Raw genomic sequence first — 15,567 nt, 5'->3', positions numbered from 1 at the left:
CGAGGTGCTGTGGCTGTCGTATCGTGAACGGGTGACGAGGATCATCGCCGGCAAGGCACGCGGAGCCCGCCTGGGTGTACCCGCTGCGGGAACCCGACCCACGAGCGACCGGGTCAGGGAGTCGCTCTTCGGCTCCCTGGCGTCTGCATACGCCTTCGAGGGCGCGCGGGTGCTCGACCTGTACGCCGGGTCCGGAGCGCTGGGTCTGGAATCACTCAGTCGCGGCGCCGCCTCGGCCGACCTCGTGGAGCAGGGGCGCCCCGCCGCAGCCGTGGCGCGTCGCAATGCGGGGATCGTCGCCAAGGCGAGAGACCTGCCGCTCGCACGAGTGCACGAGAGCTCCGTCAGATCGTTCCTCCAGCGAGCCGCCGGTCCGTACGATCTCGTGTTCTCCGACCCCCCGTACGACCTCTCCGACACCGCGATGACCGACGACCTCACAGCGCTCGCTCCTCTGTTGTCGCCCGACGCCCTCGTGATCATCGAGCGTGCACGTCGGTCGACACCGCCGGAGCTCACCGCGGCAGGACTCGCCCTGGTGCGCGAGAAGTCCTATGGCGATACGACCCTCTGGTGGGCGGAGCCCGCCGCTCCTCAGCCCGAGGCGGAGTCCCAGTCGCGGTAGGGATCCCAACCCGTGACGTCGACCGGATCGCCATCGACCAGGAGTCCCTCCTGGCCCCGCGGGAGCACCGAGCCGATCACCCGGAAGCCCGGGGGCAGCATGCCGGCCGGGAAGGTCGCGAGGAGCGCATGGTCCTCGCCTCCCGCCAGGGCCCGCTCGGGGTGCGTTCCCAGAGTCGCGGCGTCGAGCGAGAGGGTCACCTCGGACGCCGACGCCATACGGCGAGCATCGATCGCGAGACCATCGGAGATGTCCATCATCGCCGTCGCGCCGCTCACCGCGGCGACGGGGCCGAGGCCGATCGGAGGCGAGGGACGCAGTTGCGCGGTCAGGGCCGCACTCTCCCCTGCGCCGACTCGGCGGGGATCGACGGGAACGGGCACGTCGTCTTCGCGGAATCGACCGAAGAGAACGGCGAGGCCGTGGGCGGCATGACCCAACTCCCCAGCCACGGCGACGACATCTCCGACCCTGGCCCCTGCGCGCGTGACCGGCGGTCGTCCCTCGAGGTCGCCCAAGGCGGTCACAGCGACGGTGAGGACGTCCGACACCGTCAGATCTCCCCCCACCACGGCACAGCCCGGAGCCAGTGCCTGACATGCCTCGCGGAGCCCGTCAGCGAGCTGGGTGACGAACGAGAGGCGCAGGTCACGCGGGACGGCCAAGGCGACCAGCAGCGCGGTCGGACGGGCTCCCATCGCGGCGACGTCGGCGAGGTTGACCGCGGCGGACTTCCACCCGAGGTCGTACCCGCTCGACCATGCTAGGCGGAAGTCCGGTCCGTGCACGAGGGTGTCGGTGGTCGCCACCACGCTGCCCGACGGTGCGGATATCACGGCGGCGTCGTCGCCGGGCCCCAGGAGGGTGTGCGATCCGGGCGCGGTCCTGGCGAGGATCGCACGCAGGATCTCCCCTTCAGAGAGATCTCCCAGGCGGGGGTCGTCGTCGTCGGGTCGGGAGGGCATGCAGTCAAAGGTAGCCTGGATGCATGCCCCGTTCCCGCCGTGTCACCCTCGTCGCGGGCGCAGTGGCACTCGCCGCGGCACTCTCCGGATGCTCGACCACGATCCACCTCGAACCGGCGGAGTACGCCAACGATCCCGCCTGCGCCGAGGTCTCGGTCCTCCTTCCCGACGCAGTGGGCGAGCTGGACCGCGTCTGGACCGACGCACAGGCGACGGGAGCATGGGGCGACCCGACCGTCGTGCTCCGGTGCGGCGTCGAGCCCCCCGCGCCGTCGACCGACGTCTGCACGACGATCGGCAGCGTCGACTGGCTCGTGCTCGACCAGGAGGAGGAGCGACAGCGGCTCGTGACCTATGGTCGCGATCCCGCGGTCGAGGTCATCATCCGCCGGGGCGAGTCGATCGACTTCCGCACCGTGGTCGAGAGTCTCTCGACCAGCATCCAGTCCGGTCTCGCTCCCGCGACCGCGCGCTGCACGGACCGCGTCCCCGCCGAGGGGTAGGAAGCAGTCCGCCCGCCGCAGCCCGCGCCGTCAGCGGCGCAGCCCCGCCTCGATCAGCTCTGAGATCAGGTCGCCATAGGAGAGACCCGATGCGACCCAGCATTTCGGGAACATCGAGATCGGAGTGAAGCCCGGCATCGTGTTCAGCTCGTTCACAACCAGGTCGCCGGCGGGCGTCACGAAGAAGTCGACGCGCGCGAGGCCCTTGCCGTCGACGGCCTCGAAGACCCTGATCGCCGTCTCGCGAAGCCGTTCGATCAGTGCCTCCTCCACGTCTGCCGGGCACACGATCTCGACGCCGTCGCCGCCGAGGTACTTGCCCTCGAAGTCGTAGAAGCTTCGCGAGGTGAGGACGACCTCGCCGGGCAGAGAAGCGCGTGCGCGCTCGCCGGGAAGCCCTGCGAGCACACCGACCTCGATCTCTCGCCCGACCACTTGCGACTCGACGAGGACCTTCGAGTCCTCGTCGAACGCGAGCTCCATGGCTGCGTCGAGACCGTCGCCGCCCTCGACGCGCGACACGCCGACACTGGAACCGGCGCTCGCGGGCTTCACGAAGACCGTGTCTCCCAGTGCCGCGATGCGCTCGCGCACCCCGGCCGCATCGGTCTGCCACTCGTGCCGGCGCACCGTGATGCCGGGAGAGACCGAGATGCCGGCGGCGGTGAGTGCCAACTTGGTGAAGTGCTTGTCGAGGGAGACCGCGGAGTCCAGGATCCCGCATCCTGCGTAGGGCATGTCGATGACCTCGAAGAACCCCTGGATGGCGCCGTCTTCCCCGTGCAGTCCATGCAGCAGGGGCAGCACCACGTCGACCTCGGCGAGACCGTCGATCGTGCCGTCGGAGCGAACGACACGCAGTCTCCGGTCGCCCCCTGGCTCCGGCCACACCACCCGGGTGCCGTTGTCGACGACCTCCGGCAGATGCGCCGCATCCAGCGGGAACTTCGCGGGGTCATCGTCTTCGAGGACGAACGCCCCCTCGCGCGTGATCCCGACGGGGATCACATCGTAGCGGTCACGGTCGATCGCTCCCAGCACCCCGCCCGCCGTTGCGGAACTGATCGAATGCTCGCTGGAGCGCCCTCCGAAGAGCACCACCACCGTCTGCTTGTCCATGGTTGGTCCTCTCACCCTGTGGGGTGTCGTCATCCGTCGTCAGGTGGGGTGCGATGTCGCGGGGATTCATCTTGCCGTCGAGCACCATCTTCACCTGCTCGACGATGGGCATGTCGACGTCGGACTCGCGCGCAAGCTGCAGCACCGGGGCCACGGACGCGAGGCCCTCCGCGGTCTGCTGCATCTGCTTCACGACGTCCTGGAAGCTGTATCCCTGGCCGAGCAGACGCCCGGCCGTGTTGTTGCGGCTCAGTGGAGACTGGCATGTGGCGATCAGATCGCCGAGTCCCGCGAGCCCCTGGAGCGTCTCGGGGTGCGCGCCGTTCGCCACCGCGAAGTCGGTCATCTCGACGAGCCCGCGAGTGATGATCGACGCTTTCGTGTTCTCGCCGTACCCGACTCCGTCGACGATCCCGATCGCCACCGCGATGAGGTTCTTCAGCACTCCCCCGAACTCCGTGCCGATCACATCGGTGTTCACGAAGGTTCGGAAGTAGCTGTTGCGCGCCGCACGCGCGACCTCTTCGGCCGTCTCGCGACTGCGCGATGAGATCACCGCGGCGGTCGGCTGCTCGCGGGCGATCTCGAGAGCCAGGTTCGGACCTGAGGCGACCGCGATCCGATCGGGATCGCACCTGAGCTCCTGCTCGATCACCTGGCTCATGCGCAGCCCGCTCGTTCGCTCGACGCCCTTCATCAGGCTGACGATCTTCGCGTCGTTGTCGGCGAGCAGCGGACGAAGTGCTTTCAGGTTCTCCCTGAGCGACTGGCTGGGAACCGACAGGTAGACCTGATCGACATCCCGGAGCGCGATCGCCAGCTCGTGCGTCGCCGCCATCGTCCGTGGCAGATTGATGCCCGGCAGGTAGCGCGAGTTGCGCTTGGCCTCGTCGATCTCGTGGGCGAGTTCCGCACGGCGCGCCCACATCGTGACCTGGGCTCCGCCGTCGGCGAGGATCTTCCCGAAGGTCGTACCCCAGCTCCCCGCGCCGATGACCGCGACGCGAGGCCCGGAAGGAACGTTGCGCTTAGGAGTCAAGACGACCCGTCTCCTTCTGTCCGTGCGCCGAGGGGTTCCAGCGTTCAGCGGGAGCCTTCTCGCCGCGCAGGTCCTCCAGCAGTGCCGTGATGGCGTTCATCAGGCGGTCGGTGGCCTCGTTGAGGGCCGCCGCCTCGCCGGCGCGTCCTCGCAGGTCGGAGACGTCGACGGGATCGCCGATGACGACGTCCACGGGCTTGCGCAGCGGCCAGAGACTCAGCCCCTTCTGATACCGCCCCATGATCTTCTGGGTCCCCCAGTGCGCCATGGGGATCAGTGGGATGCCATCGGCGAGAGCGAGCCGCACGGCTCCGGACTTGCCGCGCATGGGCCACATGTCGGGATCCCGCGTGAGCGTGCCCTCGGGGTACACGATCACTCCGCGCCCGTGCTCGACGAGTTCGGCGGACTGCTTCAGCGTCTGCTTCGCCGCGGAGGCCGAGGACGAGCGTGCCACCGGGACCATCCCCGTGGCACGCAGGATCGACCCGAGGACGGGCACCGAGAACAGGCTCTCCTTGGCCATGAAGCGAGGCGCGCGACCGATGCGCCACACCGCGAGAGCGACCACGAGCGGATCGAACTCGGAGTAGTGGTTCGGCGCGAGCACGAAGGCCCCCTCGCGGGGAAGCTTCTCACCGCCGGTGATGCGGAGCTTCGCGACCAGCGAGATCAGCGGCACGGCGATCGCCGCGACCGGCCAGAACGCGCTCGGTCGCGTGGTCTCCGTCGACCGGGAACCCATCGGGGTCACCGGATGACGTCGAAGTCGGCGCCGAGTGCGTCGAGCTTGGCGAGGAACTTCTCGTATCCGCGGCTGAGGATGTCGACTCCGGAGACCTTCGACTCGCCCTCGGCAGTCAGCGCGGCGATCACGTGGCTGTAGCCACCGCGGAGGTCCGGGACCACGATGTCGGCGCCGTGCAGCGGCGTCGGTCCTGTGATCACAGCGGCCTGCTCGAGATCGCGGCGCGGTACCCGACGGGGTCCGTCCTGCAGTCCTCGCGGGTGCACGACGATGTCGGCGCCCATCTTGACCAGCGCGTCCGTGAAGCCCATGCGGTTCTCGTAGACCGTCTCGTGCACGACGGAGCGCCCGTTCGCCTGGGTCAGGGCCACCACGAGCGGCTGCTGCCAGTCGGTCATGAAGCCGGGATGCACGTCGGTCTCGACGATGACCGGCTTGAGCTCGCCCTCGCGCCGGAAGAGGATCCCGTCCTCCTGGATGTCGAACCAGCCGCCCGCCTTGCGGAAGACGTTGAGGAAGGTGAGCATCTCCTGCTGCTTGGCGCCGCCGACGAAGATCTCGCCATCGGTCGCAAGCGCTGCAGAGGCCCACGAGGCCGCCTCGTTGCGGTCGAAGATCGACCGGTGGTCGTACCCGCGGAGCTTCTCGACGCCCTCGATGAGGATCACCCGGTTCGGCTCGTACGAGATGATCGCGCCCATCTTCTGGAGCACAGCGATCAGGTCCATGATCTCCGGCTCGATGGCCGCATTGCGCAGCTCTGTCGTCCCCTCGGCACGCACCGCGGTGAGGAGAACCTGCTCCGTGGCACCGACGCTCGGGTACGGCAGGTGGATCTTCGCTCCGTGCAGGCGCGAGCCACCGGTCGAGAGACGGATGCCGCTCGGCAGCTTCTCGACGACGGCGCCGAACTTGCGCAGGGCGTCGAGGTGGAAGTCGATCGGTCGGTCACCGATACGGCATCCGCCGAGATCAGGGATGAAGGCCTGTCCGAGACGGTGCAGGAGCGGACCGCAGAACAGGATCGGGATGCGGGAGGCGCCGGCGTGGGCGTCGATCTCCTCGAAGTGGGCGGACTCGACGCCTACCGGGTCGAACACCAGCGAGCCGGGCTCGTCGCCCGGGTTGACCTGCACACCGTGCACCTCGAGCAGCGAGCGCACCACGGCGACATCGCTGAGATCGGGGACATCGCGCAGCGTGCTCGCCGTCTCGCCCAGGAGGGTGGCGACCATCGCCTTCGTCGCGAGGTTCTTCGCGCCCTTGACGTCGACGCGTCCGCGAAGCGGGCGCCCTCCGCGAATGGCGAGGACGTCTCCGGTGAGAGCGGTTGCTCCGTCGGGGAGAGCGTCGCGCACGGGTGTCGTCATTCGGGCCTCACTTCGTTCAGGGGAATCGGGGCGGGTCGCCCTTCAGCTCACCCGCCCCGCCGTTCACTGAACGGGAAGGGTGCGGGGCCGCCACGACTCGCGACGGGCCTCGAACTGCGCGATCTTGTCTTCGTTGCGCAGGGTGAGCCCGATGTCATCGAGCCCTTCGAGGAGCCGCCATCTAGTGTAATCGTCGATACCGAGGTCAGCCTGGATATCGCCGATGGACGCGACGCGCTCCTCGAGGTTCACGGTGATCCGAGCCCCGGGATTCCGGTCGATCTCGGCCCAGATGCGCTCGAGATCCTCTTCCGAGATCGTCGCGGCGAGCAGGCCCTGCTTGCCTGAATTGCCGCGGAAGATGTCCGCGAAGCGCGGGCTGAGGACCACACTGAAGCCGAAATCCCGCAACGCCCAGACGGCGTGCTCACGGCTTGACCCCGTGCCGAAATCCGGGCCGGCGACGAGCACCGAGGCGCCCTGGAACGCGGGCTGATTGAGCACGAAGTCGGGGTCCTGCCGCCATCCGTGGAAGAGGGCATCCTCGAAGCCGGTCTTCGTGACTCGCTTCAGGAACACCGCCGGGATGATCTGATCGGTATCGACATTCGAGCGCTTCAGCGGCGCGGCGATACCGGTGTGGGTGGTGAACTTCTCCATCAGAAAGCTCCGTCCGTGGTCGCACCCGCGGCGACGGGTTCCTCGTTCAGCAGGTCGCTCGGGCTCGACAGAGTCCCGCGGATCGCGGTCGCTGCAGCGACGAGCGGCGACACCAGGTGGGTACGTCCGCCCTTGCCCTGGCGGCCCTCGAAGTTGCGGTTGGAGGTCGACGCGCAGCGCTCCCCCGGGGCGAGCTGATCGGGGTTCATCCCGAGACACATCGAGCATCCGGCGAACCGCCACTCGGCGCCGAAGTCCTTGATGACCTGGTCGAGGCCTTCCGCTTCGGCTTCGAGGCGCACCCGCGCGGACCCGGGCACGACCATCACGCGCACGCCGTCGGCCTTCTTCTTGCCCTTGACGATCGAGGCGAAGGCGCGCAGGTCCTCGATGCGGCTGTTGGTGCACGACCCCATGAAGACCGCGTCGACCGGCACCTCCTTGAGGGGCGTGCCGGGCGTCAGATCCATGTACTCGAGTGCCCGCTCGGCAGCCGCGCGCTCGTTGGCGTCGGCGATCTCTGCCGGGTCGGGAACCGCGGCCGAGAGCGAGCTGCCCTGACCAGGGTTCGTGCCCCAGGTCACGAACGGCTCGAGCTCGTCGGCGTCGATGAAGACCTCGGCGTCGAACGTCGCGCCCTCATCTGTGGGCAGCGTGCGCCAGTACGCCACGGCGTCGTCCCAGTCCTGCCCCTTGGGCGCGTGCGGTCGGCCCTTGAGATACTCGAACGTCGTGTCGTCGGGGGCGACCATACCCGCGCGTGCGCCCGCCTCAATCGACATGTTGCAGATCGTCATCCGGCCCTCCATCGACAGCGCGCGGATGGCGCTGCCGCGGAACTCCAGGACGTAGCCCTGACCGCCGCCGGTGGTGATCTTCGCGATCACCGCGAGGATGATGTCCTTGGCCGTGACGCCGGGACGCAGCGTGCCCTCGACGTTGATCGCCATCGTCTTGAACGGCTTGAGTGGCAGCGTCTGAGTCGCCATCACGTGCTCGACCTCGCTCGTGCCGATGCCGAACGCCATGGCTCCGAACGCGCCGTGGGTGGACGTGTGCGAGTCACCGCAGACCACCGTGATGCCGGGCATCGTGAGACCGAGCTGCGGCCCCACGACGTGCACGATGCCCTGTTCGGCGTCTCCGAGCGAGTGCAGGCGCACGCCGAACTCGGCGGCGTTGCGGCGCAGCGTCTCGATCTGGGTGCGACTCGTGAGGTCGGCGATGGGTTTGTCGATGTCCCACGTCGGGGTGTTGTGGTCCTCGGTGGCGATCGTGAGGTCGAGTCGGCGCAGTGGACGCCCTTCGGCACGCAGGCCGTCGAAGGCCTGCGGGCTGGTCACCTCGTGGACGAGGTGCAGGTCGATGTAGATGAGGTCGGGCTCGCCGTTCTCGCCTTTGACGACGAGGTGGTCGTCCCAGACCTTCTCGGCGAGGGTCCTGCGGCGTGCGGGAGCAGAATCTGCTGCGGGCATGTTCATTGCGTTTCTCCTGAAGCTGGCGGGCCGGCCCACGTTGGACTCCGCGACGAGGAGGGGCTCAGAACGAGGTCTCGTCGCGGCCGCTAAGAAGGAGCACGGTCCGCATGACGTCAGATTACCATCGCTTCCGCACCCCGAGTCGCCGCGTGACACGCTACAGTCACCCGCACCTTCGAGAGGCACGCGCATGACCGACGACACCACCGGCTTCGCCACCAAGGCGGTCCACGCCGCCCGGAATCAGGGTGCGGCGTCGTCCAGGGCGACCCCGATCTATCTGACCGCCGGCTTCGAATTCGACGACTTCGACCACGCGGCACACCACTTCGGCACGGGCACGGGTTTCGGCTACACGCGCACCGGCAATCCGACGGTGCACGCGGTCGAGCGGCAACTCGCCGCGCTCGAGTCCGGTGCGGATGCGGTTCTCGTCGCCAGCGGTCAGGCGGCTGTCGTCACCGCTCTCCTGACAGTGGCCGGAGCCGGTGACCACATCGTCTCCTCCACGCACATCTACGAGGGCACACGCGGACTTCTCCTCGACAACCTCGCGAGGCTCGGCATCGAAGCGACCTTCATCGACGACATCGGCGACCCGGAGGCCTGGCGCCGAGAGATCCGTCCGAACACGAGGGCTCTGTTCGCCGAGTCGATCGCGAACGCCCGCAACGACATCCTCGATATCGCAGCCGTGAGCGCCGTCGCCGACGATGCTGCGATTCCGCTCATCGTCGACAACACGCTCGCCACCCCGTTCCTCGTCCGTCCGATCGAGCACGGCGCCGCGATGGTCGTGCACTCGGCATCGAAGTTCCTCGCCGGTCATGGCTCGGTCCTGGGCGGGGTCCTCGTGGACGACGGTCGCTTCGACGCGGCGAAGGCGGGCCACAACGCACCACATCTTGTGCTCCCCGGCCGCGGCGGCTTTCCGAGCGTCGCCGCACGGCACGGTGGCAAGGCACGCATCGCGTATGCCCGTGAATCCGTCGCGCCCCGCTTCGGCGCATCGCCGTCTCCGCTCAACGCCTTCCTGATCGGCCAGGGCGCGGAGACGCTCGGGCTCCGCGTCGAGCGCCAGTCCCGCAACGCGCTCGAGGTGGCCCGTTGGCTGGCCGCGCAGGATGCGGTCGAGAGCGTCGACCACGTCGGCCTCGAGACGCACCCCGATCACGCCCTTGCCGAGAAGTACCTGCACGGCGGCTACGGATCCATCTTCACGTTCACGCTGCGCGGAGGGCTCGGCGCGGCACGCGACTTCGTCGAGAGCGTCGAGGTGTTCACCCATATGACGCACATCGGCGATGTCCGCTCCCTCGTGCTGCACCCGGGGACGACGAGCCATTCTCACCGCACGCAGGAGGAGCGCGACATCCTCGGCGTGCAGCCGGGAACCCTGCGTCTCTCGATCGGGATCGAAGACGTCGCCGACCTCCTCGGGGATCTCGCGCGCGTGCTGGAGCCGGCGCGAGAGGCCGTCGCGTGAGCAGGCCCCAGCACTTCGGATGGTTCCTGGCGCGCGGCTTCGGTCCGCAGGGCTGGGGATACCCGTCACTTGACTGGGACTACGACTGGACCCGCCCCGAGATCTACCAGGAGGCGGCTCGCACTCTGGAGCAGGCCGGGTTCGACCTCGTCATCATCGAGGACGCACCGTCGCTCGGCTCTCCCGAGACGATCGATCTGCGCGTCCGCCACGCGTTCGGCGGCCCCAAGCACGATCCGCTTCTGCTAGCGCCGTATCTGTTCCAGGCCACCCGCCATCTCGGAGTCGTGCCGACGGTCAACCCGGCGGCCTATCTGCCGTACACGGCAGCGCGACAGTTCTCGACCCTGCAGCACCTCAGCGCGCACCGCCTCGGACTCAACGTCGTCACCGACACGGGCAGCGCCCGCCATTTCTCGGCCGCCGAGCAGCTGGGCCACGATGCGGCCTACGATCGCGCCGAGGAATGGCTCTCCGGGATCCGAGCGCTGTGGCGGAGCTGGGACGACGGCGCTCTGGTGCAGGACCGCGGCACCGACGTGTTCGCTGACGGATCGAGGCTGCGCCCCGTGCGCCATCGTGGTGAGCACTTCGCGTTCGACGGACCGTTGAACGCGGTGCCCTTCACCGGCGGCGAACCCGCGATCGTCTCCCCCGGCGGATCCGGCCGAGGACTCGGATTCGCCGGTGCGAACTCCGACGTGCAGCTCGCTCTGGCCCCTCTGGACGAAGCCTCCGTGCGAGCGTATCGGGCGAAGATCCACGACGCGGCGGTCGCTGCAGGCCGTTCGGCCGACGACATCAAGATCCTGTTCGCCATCCAGCCCGTCATCACCTCATCGCCCGAGGAGGCGGATCGCATCGTCGCCGCGTCGGCACACCCCGACGACAGCGCGCTCGTGCAGATCGCTCGTAAGCAGTCGAGCGACCTCGAGACCGACTTGACCGCGCTCGATCTCGACCGCCCGCTCGACCTGTCGGTCTTCGGGGAGCACGTCTCGCGCGGCAGCATCCAGCGCCTGATCGGCGACCGGGGCGAAGAAGCTCCGCTGCGCGCCCATCTCACAGCGCTCGCCCGCACCGGCCGCATCACCGACCGCTCGGGGTTCGTCGGGACCGCCGAGGAGTTCGCCGATCTCATCGAAGAGCTCGGCGACTGGGGCAACGACGGCATACTGCTGTGGGGCGATTTCCACCCGGTCACCCTGCACCGGACGCTCGATGAGCTCGTGCCCGTGCTCCGCCGCCGCGGCATCCTGCGTCGGGAGTACGTCGAGGGCGGTCTGCAGGCGAATCTGCGCGCGTTCTGAGCGAGCTGCCCGGCTCACCAGCCCATGGATCCCGGCACTCCCTTGAACGGCCCGACGACGGTCGACGTCACCCAGCCGCCGTAGAACCCGCCCGGCTGCGGGACGACGACCTCGCCGCCAACCGTGCACTCGTCCATCGGCCCGGCATAGACAGCGACCCGGCCTGACAGAGCCTCGAACCCGCGGGTCGGATGCGGGTAGTTCCATGCCGCGCCGGCGGCCACCCGCCCTCCGCCACGCACGTCGAGGTAGCGCGCCGCACCCTTGAACTCGCAGAACGACGAACCGGGGGCATCCAGGAGCGCCCCCTCGACGAAGTCGGCGATCGGCAGGTAGTACACAGGAGGATGACTCGTCTCGAGCACCCTCACCGCATCACGGGTGTCGACGACGAGTTCACCGCCGAGACGAATGGTGACGCGCTCGGCCACCCTCTCGACCCGCGGCGGCCGCGGATAGTCCCACACGGATTCCTGTCCGGGAGCCGGTGTGATGACGTCTGGTCTGCGCATCTGTTCACTGTACGTCGCGCGGTGTTGACTGGGGTCATGGCCGCACGACCGATGTTCCCGCTTGGCTCGGTGCTCTTCCCGCACACGCCTCTCCTGCTGCGCGTGTTCGAGCCGCGATACCTCACGATGATCGGGCAGCTTCTCGACGAAGAAGATCCGCAGTTCGGTGTCATGCTCATCGAACGCGGTCACGAAGTCGGCGGCGGCGACCGGCGCAGCCAGGTCGGCACGCTCGCCCGGCTGGCGAGCGTCTCGGCGGATGCTGACGTGCTCCACATCGTCGCGGTCGGCACCACTCGGTTCACGGTCGAGCAGTGGACGGACGACGAGCCCTATCCTCGGGCCGAGATCTCGCCGCTTCCCGTGCTGGAGTGGAACGATGCGCTCACCCCGCTGCGCACCGAAGCGGAGGCGATCGTACGAAGCGTCCTCGCGCGCGTCGACGGTCCGTGGGACCCGGAGACCGAGCTCTCAGTCGACCCTCTCGAGTCGTCCTGGCAACTCGCCGCGATCGCACCGCTCGGAGAGTACGACCGCTACACGCTCCTGCAGTCGACCACGGTCGGCGCCCTGCTTCGTCAGGTGGTCGATCTCACGCTCGACGCCGAGCTGCTGTGGTCGGCAGACTGAGGGCGCGCCCCTACTCGACGATCGCCGCCTTCTTCGCCGCGGTCTTCTCGCGCGATGCGGCGATCAGGCTCGCCACGGTCGCGACGGTCATCGACACGATGATGACGCCGAGCGAGACGAGGTTGTCGATCTCGGGAACCCATTCGACGTGCTGACCACCGTTGATGAACGGCAGCTCGTTCTCGTGCAGGGCATGCAGGATCAGCTTGATGCCGATGAAGCCGAGGATGACCGCGATGCCGTAGTGCAGGTAGCGCAGGCGGTCGAGCAGGTCGCCCAGCAGGAAGTAGAGCTGGCGAAGACCCATGAGAGCGAAGATGTTCGCGGCGAAGACGAGGAACCCGTTCGTCGTGATCTCGAAGATCGCAGGGATCGAGTCGATCGCGAAGATCAGGTCGGTGACACCGATGGTGATGAACACGATGACCATCGGAGTCCACATGCGCGTGCCGTCGACCGTGGTCCGCAGCTTCGAGCCGTCGTAGGTCTCGCTGATGTCGATGCGGCGCCGCAGCAGGCGCACGATGAAGTTCTCGCGTTTCACATCGTCTTCATGCTCGCCCTCGGGCATCGCCTGCTTGATGGCGGTGTAGATGAGGAATGCGCCGAAGATGTAGAAGATCGGCGAGAAGTGCTCGATGACCGTCACACCGACGAGGATGAACGCACCTCGCAGCACGAGCGCGATGATGATGCCCACCATCAGCACCTGCTGCTGCAGGCGCCGCGGTACCGCGAACTGCGCCATGATCAGCACGAACACGAACAGGTTGTCGATCGAGAGACTGTACTCCAGCGCCCAACCCGTGATGAAGTCGCCCGCATTGCGCCATCCCGCGACGTTTCCGAGAAGTACGGCGAAGATCAGCGCGAGCCCGACATAGAAGACGACCCACAGCGTGGATTCCTTCGTCGAGGGGATGTGCGGACGAAGACGTACGAGCAGAAGGTCGGCGATCAGGATGATCGAGAGGACCACCATCGAGGTGATCTCGAACCAGACAGGGATGTCCAAGGGTGCTCTGCACCTTTCGGGAGGGGCCGGATAGTCGGAGGGTCGCAAAACTGCCGAAAGTCTCTCCCACGCATGGAATGCGTCGCACGACCGGAGCAGCGATGACGGTGCTCGTGATGACGGCGGGTGCGCTTGCGGGATACTCCCTCTCGCGTCGTCGATTCTAGCCGAGTCGAGCTGTCGCCGTGGATCGGTTCCTGCGACTCACGACAGGATCTGAGACGATGAGGCGTCGTCCGACACTTCCCAGGTGAGAGACACCGAACCGAAACGGGATTTCCGTGCAGACGAGTGACCAGAGTTGGGTGGCGCAGGCCGCAAAGGGTGACGAGAGCGCCTTCCGCGAGCTGTACCGCGCGCATGTCCGTGCGGTCTATTGGATCGCGCACGGACTACTCGGCTCCCCCTCCGATGCAGAGGACGTGACGCAGGAGACATTCGTCACCGCGTGGCGGAAGCTGCCGGATCTCGAGCTGCGGGGCGAGTCGTTGCTCCCCTGGCTCGCGACGATCTGTCGGTTTCAGGCCGCGAACCGACTGCGACAGCGCAGGCGGGACCGGTCGCACACCACGGACATGCTCGATGACGCGATCCCTTCGGCGATCGACATCGAGGACCAGGTGATCACGGCCGCACTGGCAGCGCGGATCACGGCCGAGATCGGCACCCTGAACGCGCTCGATCGCGAGATCTTCCGTCTGTGTGCCGCTGAAGGGTACGCATACCAGGCCGCGGCCGAAGAGCTGGGCGTGAGCCATGCCATCGTCCGGAACCGTCTCTCCCGAGTCCGCACCCGACTGCGCGGTGCCGTGAAGGAAGCGAGTGGCGCATGAACGACAGCACTCCAGACGAAGACAGGGCCATCATGAACGACGCAGCGCACAGGGAAGGCGGAGAAGCCGTCGACAGCGCAGCGCAGAGCGCCGCCGTGCCTGCGGACGAGCTGCCCGTGCTCACGGATTCCGCCGTCGCGCGCATCGAGGCGGCCGTTCTCCATGAGATCTCGAGCGACGACCGACGTCGGACGACGGCGACCGCGGCGCGCGCACGAGTGCGGCGCCGTCGCTGGTTGACCGGGGCAGGCATCGCCGCCGCCTTCGTCGTGGGGATCCTGGTCGCACCGCCCATCGTCGGCGCCGTGACCGGCGGAGCCATGAGCACCGCAGACAGCGCAGACATGCCCTCCGGCGTCGTCGTCGAGGACTCCCGGGGAGGCGCGGTCGAGCAGGGCGATACCGGCGCTCTGGTCACAGAGGCGGAGTCCTCCGCTCTCGCACCCGCGGCGTCTGACACCGCGGACCGGGAGATCATCGCGACCGCGACCGCCACACTCGAGGTGAAGGACATCCCCACGGCGTCCGCCGCCATCAGCGCACTCGCGGAGTCCTATGGAGGTTATGTCGAGAGCACCGAGATCGGCGCGAGCGCAGCCGGTGACAGTCCCACTGCCCCGGCTCCCGCCGACGCAGGCTACGGGTGGATCAACGTCCGCGTGCCGTCTTCCGACCTCACTGCAGCGATCGCCGCACTCGCGGACTCCGGAGACGTGCTGTCTTCATCGGTGTCGCGGCAGGACGTCACCTCGACCGCTATCGACCTGCGCGCACGGGTCGAGGCCATGAAGGCGTCCGTACAGCGTCTCACCGAGCTCATGTCGCAGACAGGCACGGTGGCGGAGCTCATCGAGGCCGAGGTCGCTCTCACCGATCGTCAGGCACAGCTCGAGTCGTACCAGCAGCAGCTCGCCGCGCTCGACGATCAGGTCGCCCTGTCGACCCTCCAGGTGCAGCTGACCCGCACGGATCCGCCGACCGCTGCCGACCCCGCCGGGTTCGCGGACGGACTCTTCGCGGGCTGGAACGGTCTCGTGGCCTCGCTCAACGCCCTCGTCGTCGCACTCGGATTCCTGCTCCCGTGGATCGCCGTCGCCAGTGTGCTCATGCTCGTGATCTTCTTCCTCCGCCGCACGAGGCGCTCGCGCCGCATCCGACGCTCCCGAGAAGTGTCTGCTGCCGAGAGCTGATCGGCCCCGACCCGGAGATCACCGGCCCGGAAACCCCGGAAATCACGAAAGCCCCCCGGACAACCGGAGGGCTTTCGTATGTTG

16 protein-coding genes are annotated in these 15,567 nt (G+C 68.0%); 7 read left to right on the top strand and 9 right to left on the bottom strand.

The window, feature by feature from the left end:
* Positions 1 to 31 precede the first annotated feature (31 nt).
* Entirely contained in the window at positions 32 to 625 is a 594-nt protein-coding gene (gene rsmD / locus AC3WS6_RS09980; protein WP_492500869.1) for a 16S rRNA (guanine(966)-N(2))-methyltransferase RsmD, read from the top strand.
* Here rsmD and thiL read toward each other — a convergent pair.
* The gene (gene thiL / locus AC3WS6_RS09975) at positions 595 to 1,590 is read right to left on the bottom strand and encodes a thiamine-phosphate kinase (protein WP_492500868.1); all 996 of its coding nucleotides are present in this window, start codon (positions 1,588 to 1,590) and stop codon (positions 595 to 597) included. The genes rsmD and thiL overlap by 31 nt on opposite strands.
* A gap of 23 nt (positions 1,591 to 1,613) precedes the next feature.
* Here thiL and AC3WS6_RS09970 point away from each other — a divergent pair, with 23 nt between their 5' ends.
* Positions 1,614 to 2,093, top strand: coding sequence for a DUF3515 family protein (locus tag AC3WS6_RS09970; RefSeq protein WP_492500867.1), 480 nt, complete (start codon positions 1,614 to 1,616; stop codon positions 2,091 to 2,093).
* 30 nt (positions 2,094 to 2,123) lie between these two features.
* Here the strand turns inward: AC3WS6_RS09970 and AC3WS6_RS09965 are convergent, their stop codons facing one another.
* From AC3WS6_RS09965 to leuC, 6 genes are all read right to left on the bottom strand, one after another.
* Positions 2,124 to 3,212, bottom strand: a complete 1,089-nt coding sequence (locus AC3WS6_RS09965; RefSeq protein WP_492500866.1) for a D-alanine--D-alanine ligase family protein — start codon at positions 3,210 to 3,212, stop codon at positions 2,124 to 2,126.
* Complete coding sequence (locus AC3WS6_RS09960; protein ID WP_492500865.1) at positions 3,112 to 4,251, bottom strand: NAD(P)H-dependent glycerol-3-phosphate dehydrogenase; 1,140 nt, start codon at positions 4,249 to 4,251, stop codon at positions 3,112 to 3,114. Before AC3WS6_RS09960 ends, AC3WS6_RS09965 begins: the two co-directional genes overlap by 101 nt.
* Positions 4,241 to 4,996, bottom strand: coding sequence for a lysophospholipid acyltransferase family protein (locus tag AC3WS6_RS09955; RefSeq protein WP_492500864.1), 756 nt, complete (start codon positions 4,994 to 4,996; stop codon positions 4,241 to 4,243). Before AC3WS6_RS09955 ends, AC3WS6_RS09960 begins: the two co-directional genes overlap by 11 nt.
* Positions 4,997 to 5,001: 5 nt before the next feature.
* The gene (gene murA / locus AC3WS6_RS09950) at positions 5,002 to 6,369 is read right to left on the bottom strand and encodes a UDP-N-acetylglucosamine 1-carboxyvinyltransferase (protein ID WP_492500863.1); all 1,368 of its coding nucleotides are present in this window, start codon (positions 6,367 to 6,369) and stop codon (positions 5,002 to 5,004) included.
* Between the two features lie 63 nt (positions 6,370 to 6,432).
* Positions 6,433 to 7,029: a 3-isopropylmalate dehydratase small subunit gene (gene leuD / locus AC3WS6_RS09945; RefSeq protein WP_492500862.1), complete on the bottom strand. Its 597-nt coding sequence runs from the start codon at positions 7,027 to 7,029 to the stop codon at positions 6,433 to 6,435.
* Entirely contained in the window at positions 7,029 to 8,504 is a 1,476-nt protein-coding gene (gene leuC, locus AC3WS6_RS09940) for a 3-isopropylmalate dehydratase large subunit (RefSeq protein ID WP_492500861.1), read from the bottom strand. Before leuC ends, leuD begins: the two co-directional genes overlap by 1 nt.
* Positions 8,505 to 8,697: 193 nt before the next feature.
* Here leuC and AC3WS6_RS09935 point away from each other — a divergent pair, with 193 nt between their 5' ends.
* Together AC3WS6_RS09935 and AC3WS6_RS09930 are read left to right on the top strand one after the other, a co-directional pair.
* Complete coding sequence (locus tag AC3WS6_RS09935; RefSeq protein WP_492500860.1) at positions 8,698 to 9,993, top strand: O-acetylhomoserine aminocarboxypropyltransferase/cysteine synthase family protein; 1,296 nt, start codon at positions 8,698 to 8,700, stop codon at positions 9,991 to 9,993.
* The gene (locus AC3WS6_RS09930; RefSeq protein WP_492500859.1) at positions 9,990 to 11,303 is read left to right on the top strand and encodes an LLM class flavin-dependent oxidoreductase; all 1,314 of its coding nucleotides are present in this window, start codon (positions 9,990 to 9,992) and stop codon (positions 11,301 to 11,303) included. The genes AC3WS6_RS09935 and AC3WS6_RS09930 overlap by 4 nt, the downstream gene beginning before the upstream one ends.
* A 14-nt stretch (positions 11,304 to 11,317) precedes the next feature.
* Here AC3WS6_RS09930 and AC3WS6_RS09925 read toward each other — a convergent pair whose 3' ends face one another.
* Positions 11,318 to 11,815 carry a DUF427 domain-containing protein gene (locus AC3WS6_RS09925; RefSeq protein WP_492500858.1) on the bottom strand — a complete coding sequence of 166 codons (498 nt, stop codon included), beginning with the start codon at positions 11,813 to 11,815 and terminating at the stop codon, positions 11,318 to 11,320.
* 36 nt (positions 11,816 to 11,851) lie between these two features.
* Here AC3WS6_RS09925 and AC3WS6_RS09920 point away from each other — a divergent pair, with 36 nt between their 5' ends.
* Positions 11,852 to 12,445 carry an LON peptidase substrate-binding domain-containing protein gene (locus AC3WS6_RS09920; protein ID WP_492500857.1) on the top strand — a complete coding sequence of 198 codons (594 nt, stop codon included), beginning with the start codon at positions 11,852 to 11,854 and terminating at the stop codon, positions 12,443 to 12,445.
* A gap of 10 nt (positions 12,446 to 12,455) precedes the next feature.
* Here AC3WS6_RS09920 and AC3WS6_RS09915 read toward each other — a convergent pair whose 3' ends face one another.
* On the bottom strand, positions 12,456 to 13,460 hold the full coding sequence (locus tag AC3WS6_RS09915) for a TerC/Alx family metal homeostasis membrane protein (protein WP_492500856.1): 1,005 nt from the start codon (positions 13,458 to 13,460) through the stop codon (positions 12,456 to 12,458).
* Between the two features lie 275 nt (positions 13,461 to 13,735).
* Here AC3WS6_RS09915 and AC3WS6_RS09910 point away from each other — a divergent pair, with 275 nt between their 5' ends.
* Positions 13,736 to 14,293, top strand: a complete 558-nt coding sequence (locus AC3WS6_RS09910) for an RNA polymerase sigma factor (protein WP_492501479.1) — start codon at positions 13,736 to 13,738, stop codon at positions 14,291 to 14,293.
* On the top strand, positions 14,290 to 15,483 hold the full coding sequence (locus tag AC3WS6_RS09905) for a DUF4349 domain-containing protein (protein WP_492500855.1): 1,194 nt from the start codon (positions 14,290 to 14,292) through the stop codon (positions 15,481 to 15,483). The genes AC3WS6_RS09910 and AC3WS6_RS09905 overlap by 4 nt, the downstream gene beginning before the upstream one ends.
* Positions 15,484 to 15,567: the final 84 nt, after the last annotated feature.

Source organism: Microbacterium sp. EB106-03-03-XG65, assembly GCF_058791955.1.
This window is presented reverse-complemented; position numbering and strand designations above follow the sequence as displayed.

Bases quoted from the DNA above. Each gene is read 5' to 3' on its own strand.
- thiL (WP_492500868.1), bottom strand. From the start codon at position 1,590: ATGCCCTCCCGACCCGACGACGACGACCCCCGCCTGGGAGATCTCTCT.
- AC3WS6_RS09970 (WP_492500867.1), top strand. From the start codon at position 1,614: ATGCCCCGTTCCCGCCGTGTCACCCTCGTCGCGGGCGCAGTGGCACTC.
- AC3WS6_RS09965 (WP_492500866.1), bottom strand. From the start codon at position 3,212: ATGGACAAGCAGACGGTGGTGGTGCTCTTCGGAGGGCGCTCCAGCGAG.
- AC3WS6_RS09955 (WP_492500864.1), bottom strand. From the start codon at position 4,996: ATGGGTTCCCGGTCGACGGAGACCACGCGACCGAGCGCGTTCTGGCCG.
- murA (WP_492500863.1), bottom strand. From the start codon at position 6,369: ATGACGACACCCGTGCGCGACGCTCTCCCCGACGGAGCAACCGCTCTC.
- leuD (WP_492500862.1), bottom strand. From the start codon at position 7,029: ATGGAGAAGTTCACCACCCACACCGGTATCGCCGCGCCGCTGAAGCGC.
- leuC (WP_492500861.1), bottom strand. From the start codon at position 8,504: ATGCCCGCAGCAGATTCTGCTCCCGCACGCCGCAGGACCCTCGCCGAG.
- AC3WS6_RS09935 (WP_492500860.1), top strand. From the start codon at position 8,698: ATGACCGACGACACCACCGGCTTCGCCACCAAGGCGGTCCACGCCGCC.
- AC3WS6_RS09925 (WP_492500858.1), bottom strand. From the start codon at position 11,815: ATGCGCAGACCAGACGTCATCACACCGGCTCCCGGACAGGAATCCGTG.
- AC3WS6_RS09920 (WP_492500857.1), top strand. From the start codon at position 11,852: ATGGCCGCACGACCGATGTTCCCGCTTGGCTCGGTGCTCTTCCCGCAC.
- AC3WS6_RS09905 (WP_492500855.1), top strand. From the start codon at position 14,290: ATGAACGACAGCACTCCAGACGAAGACAGGGCCATCATGAACGACGCA.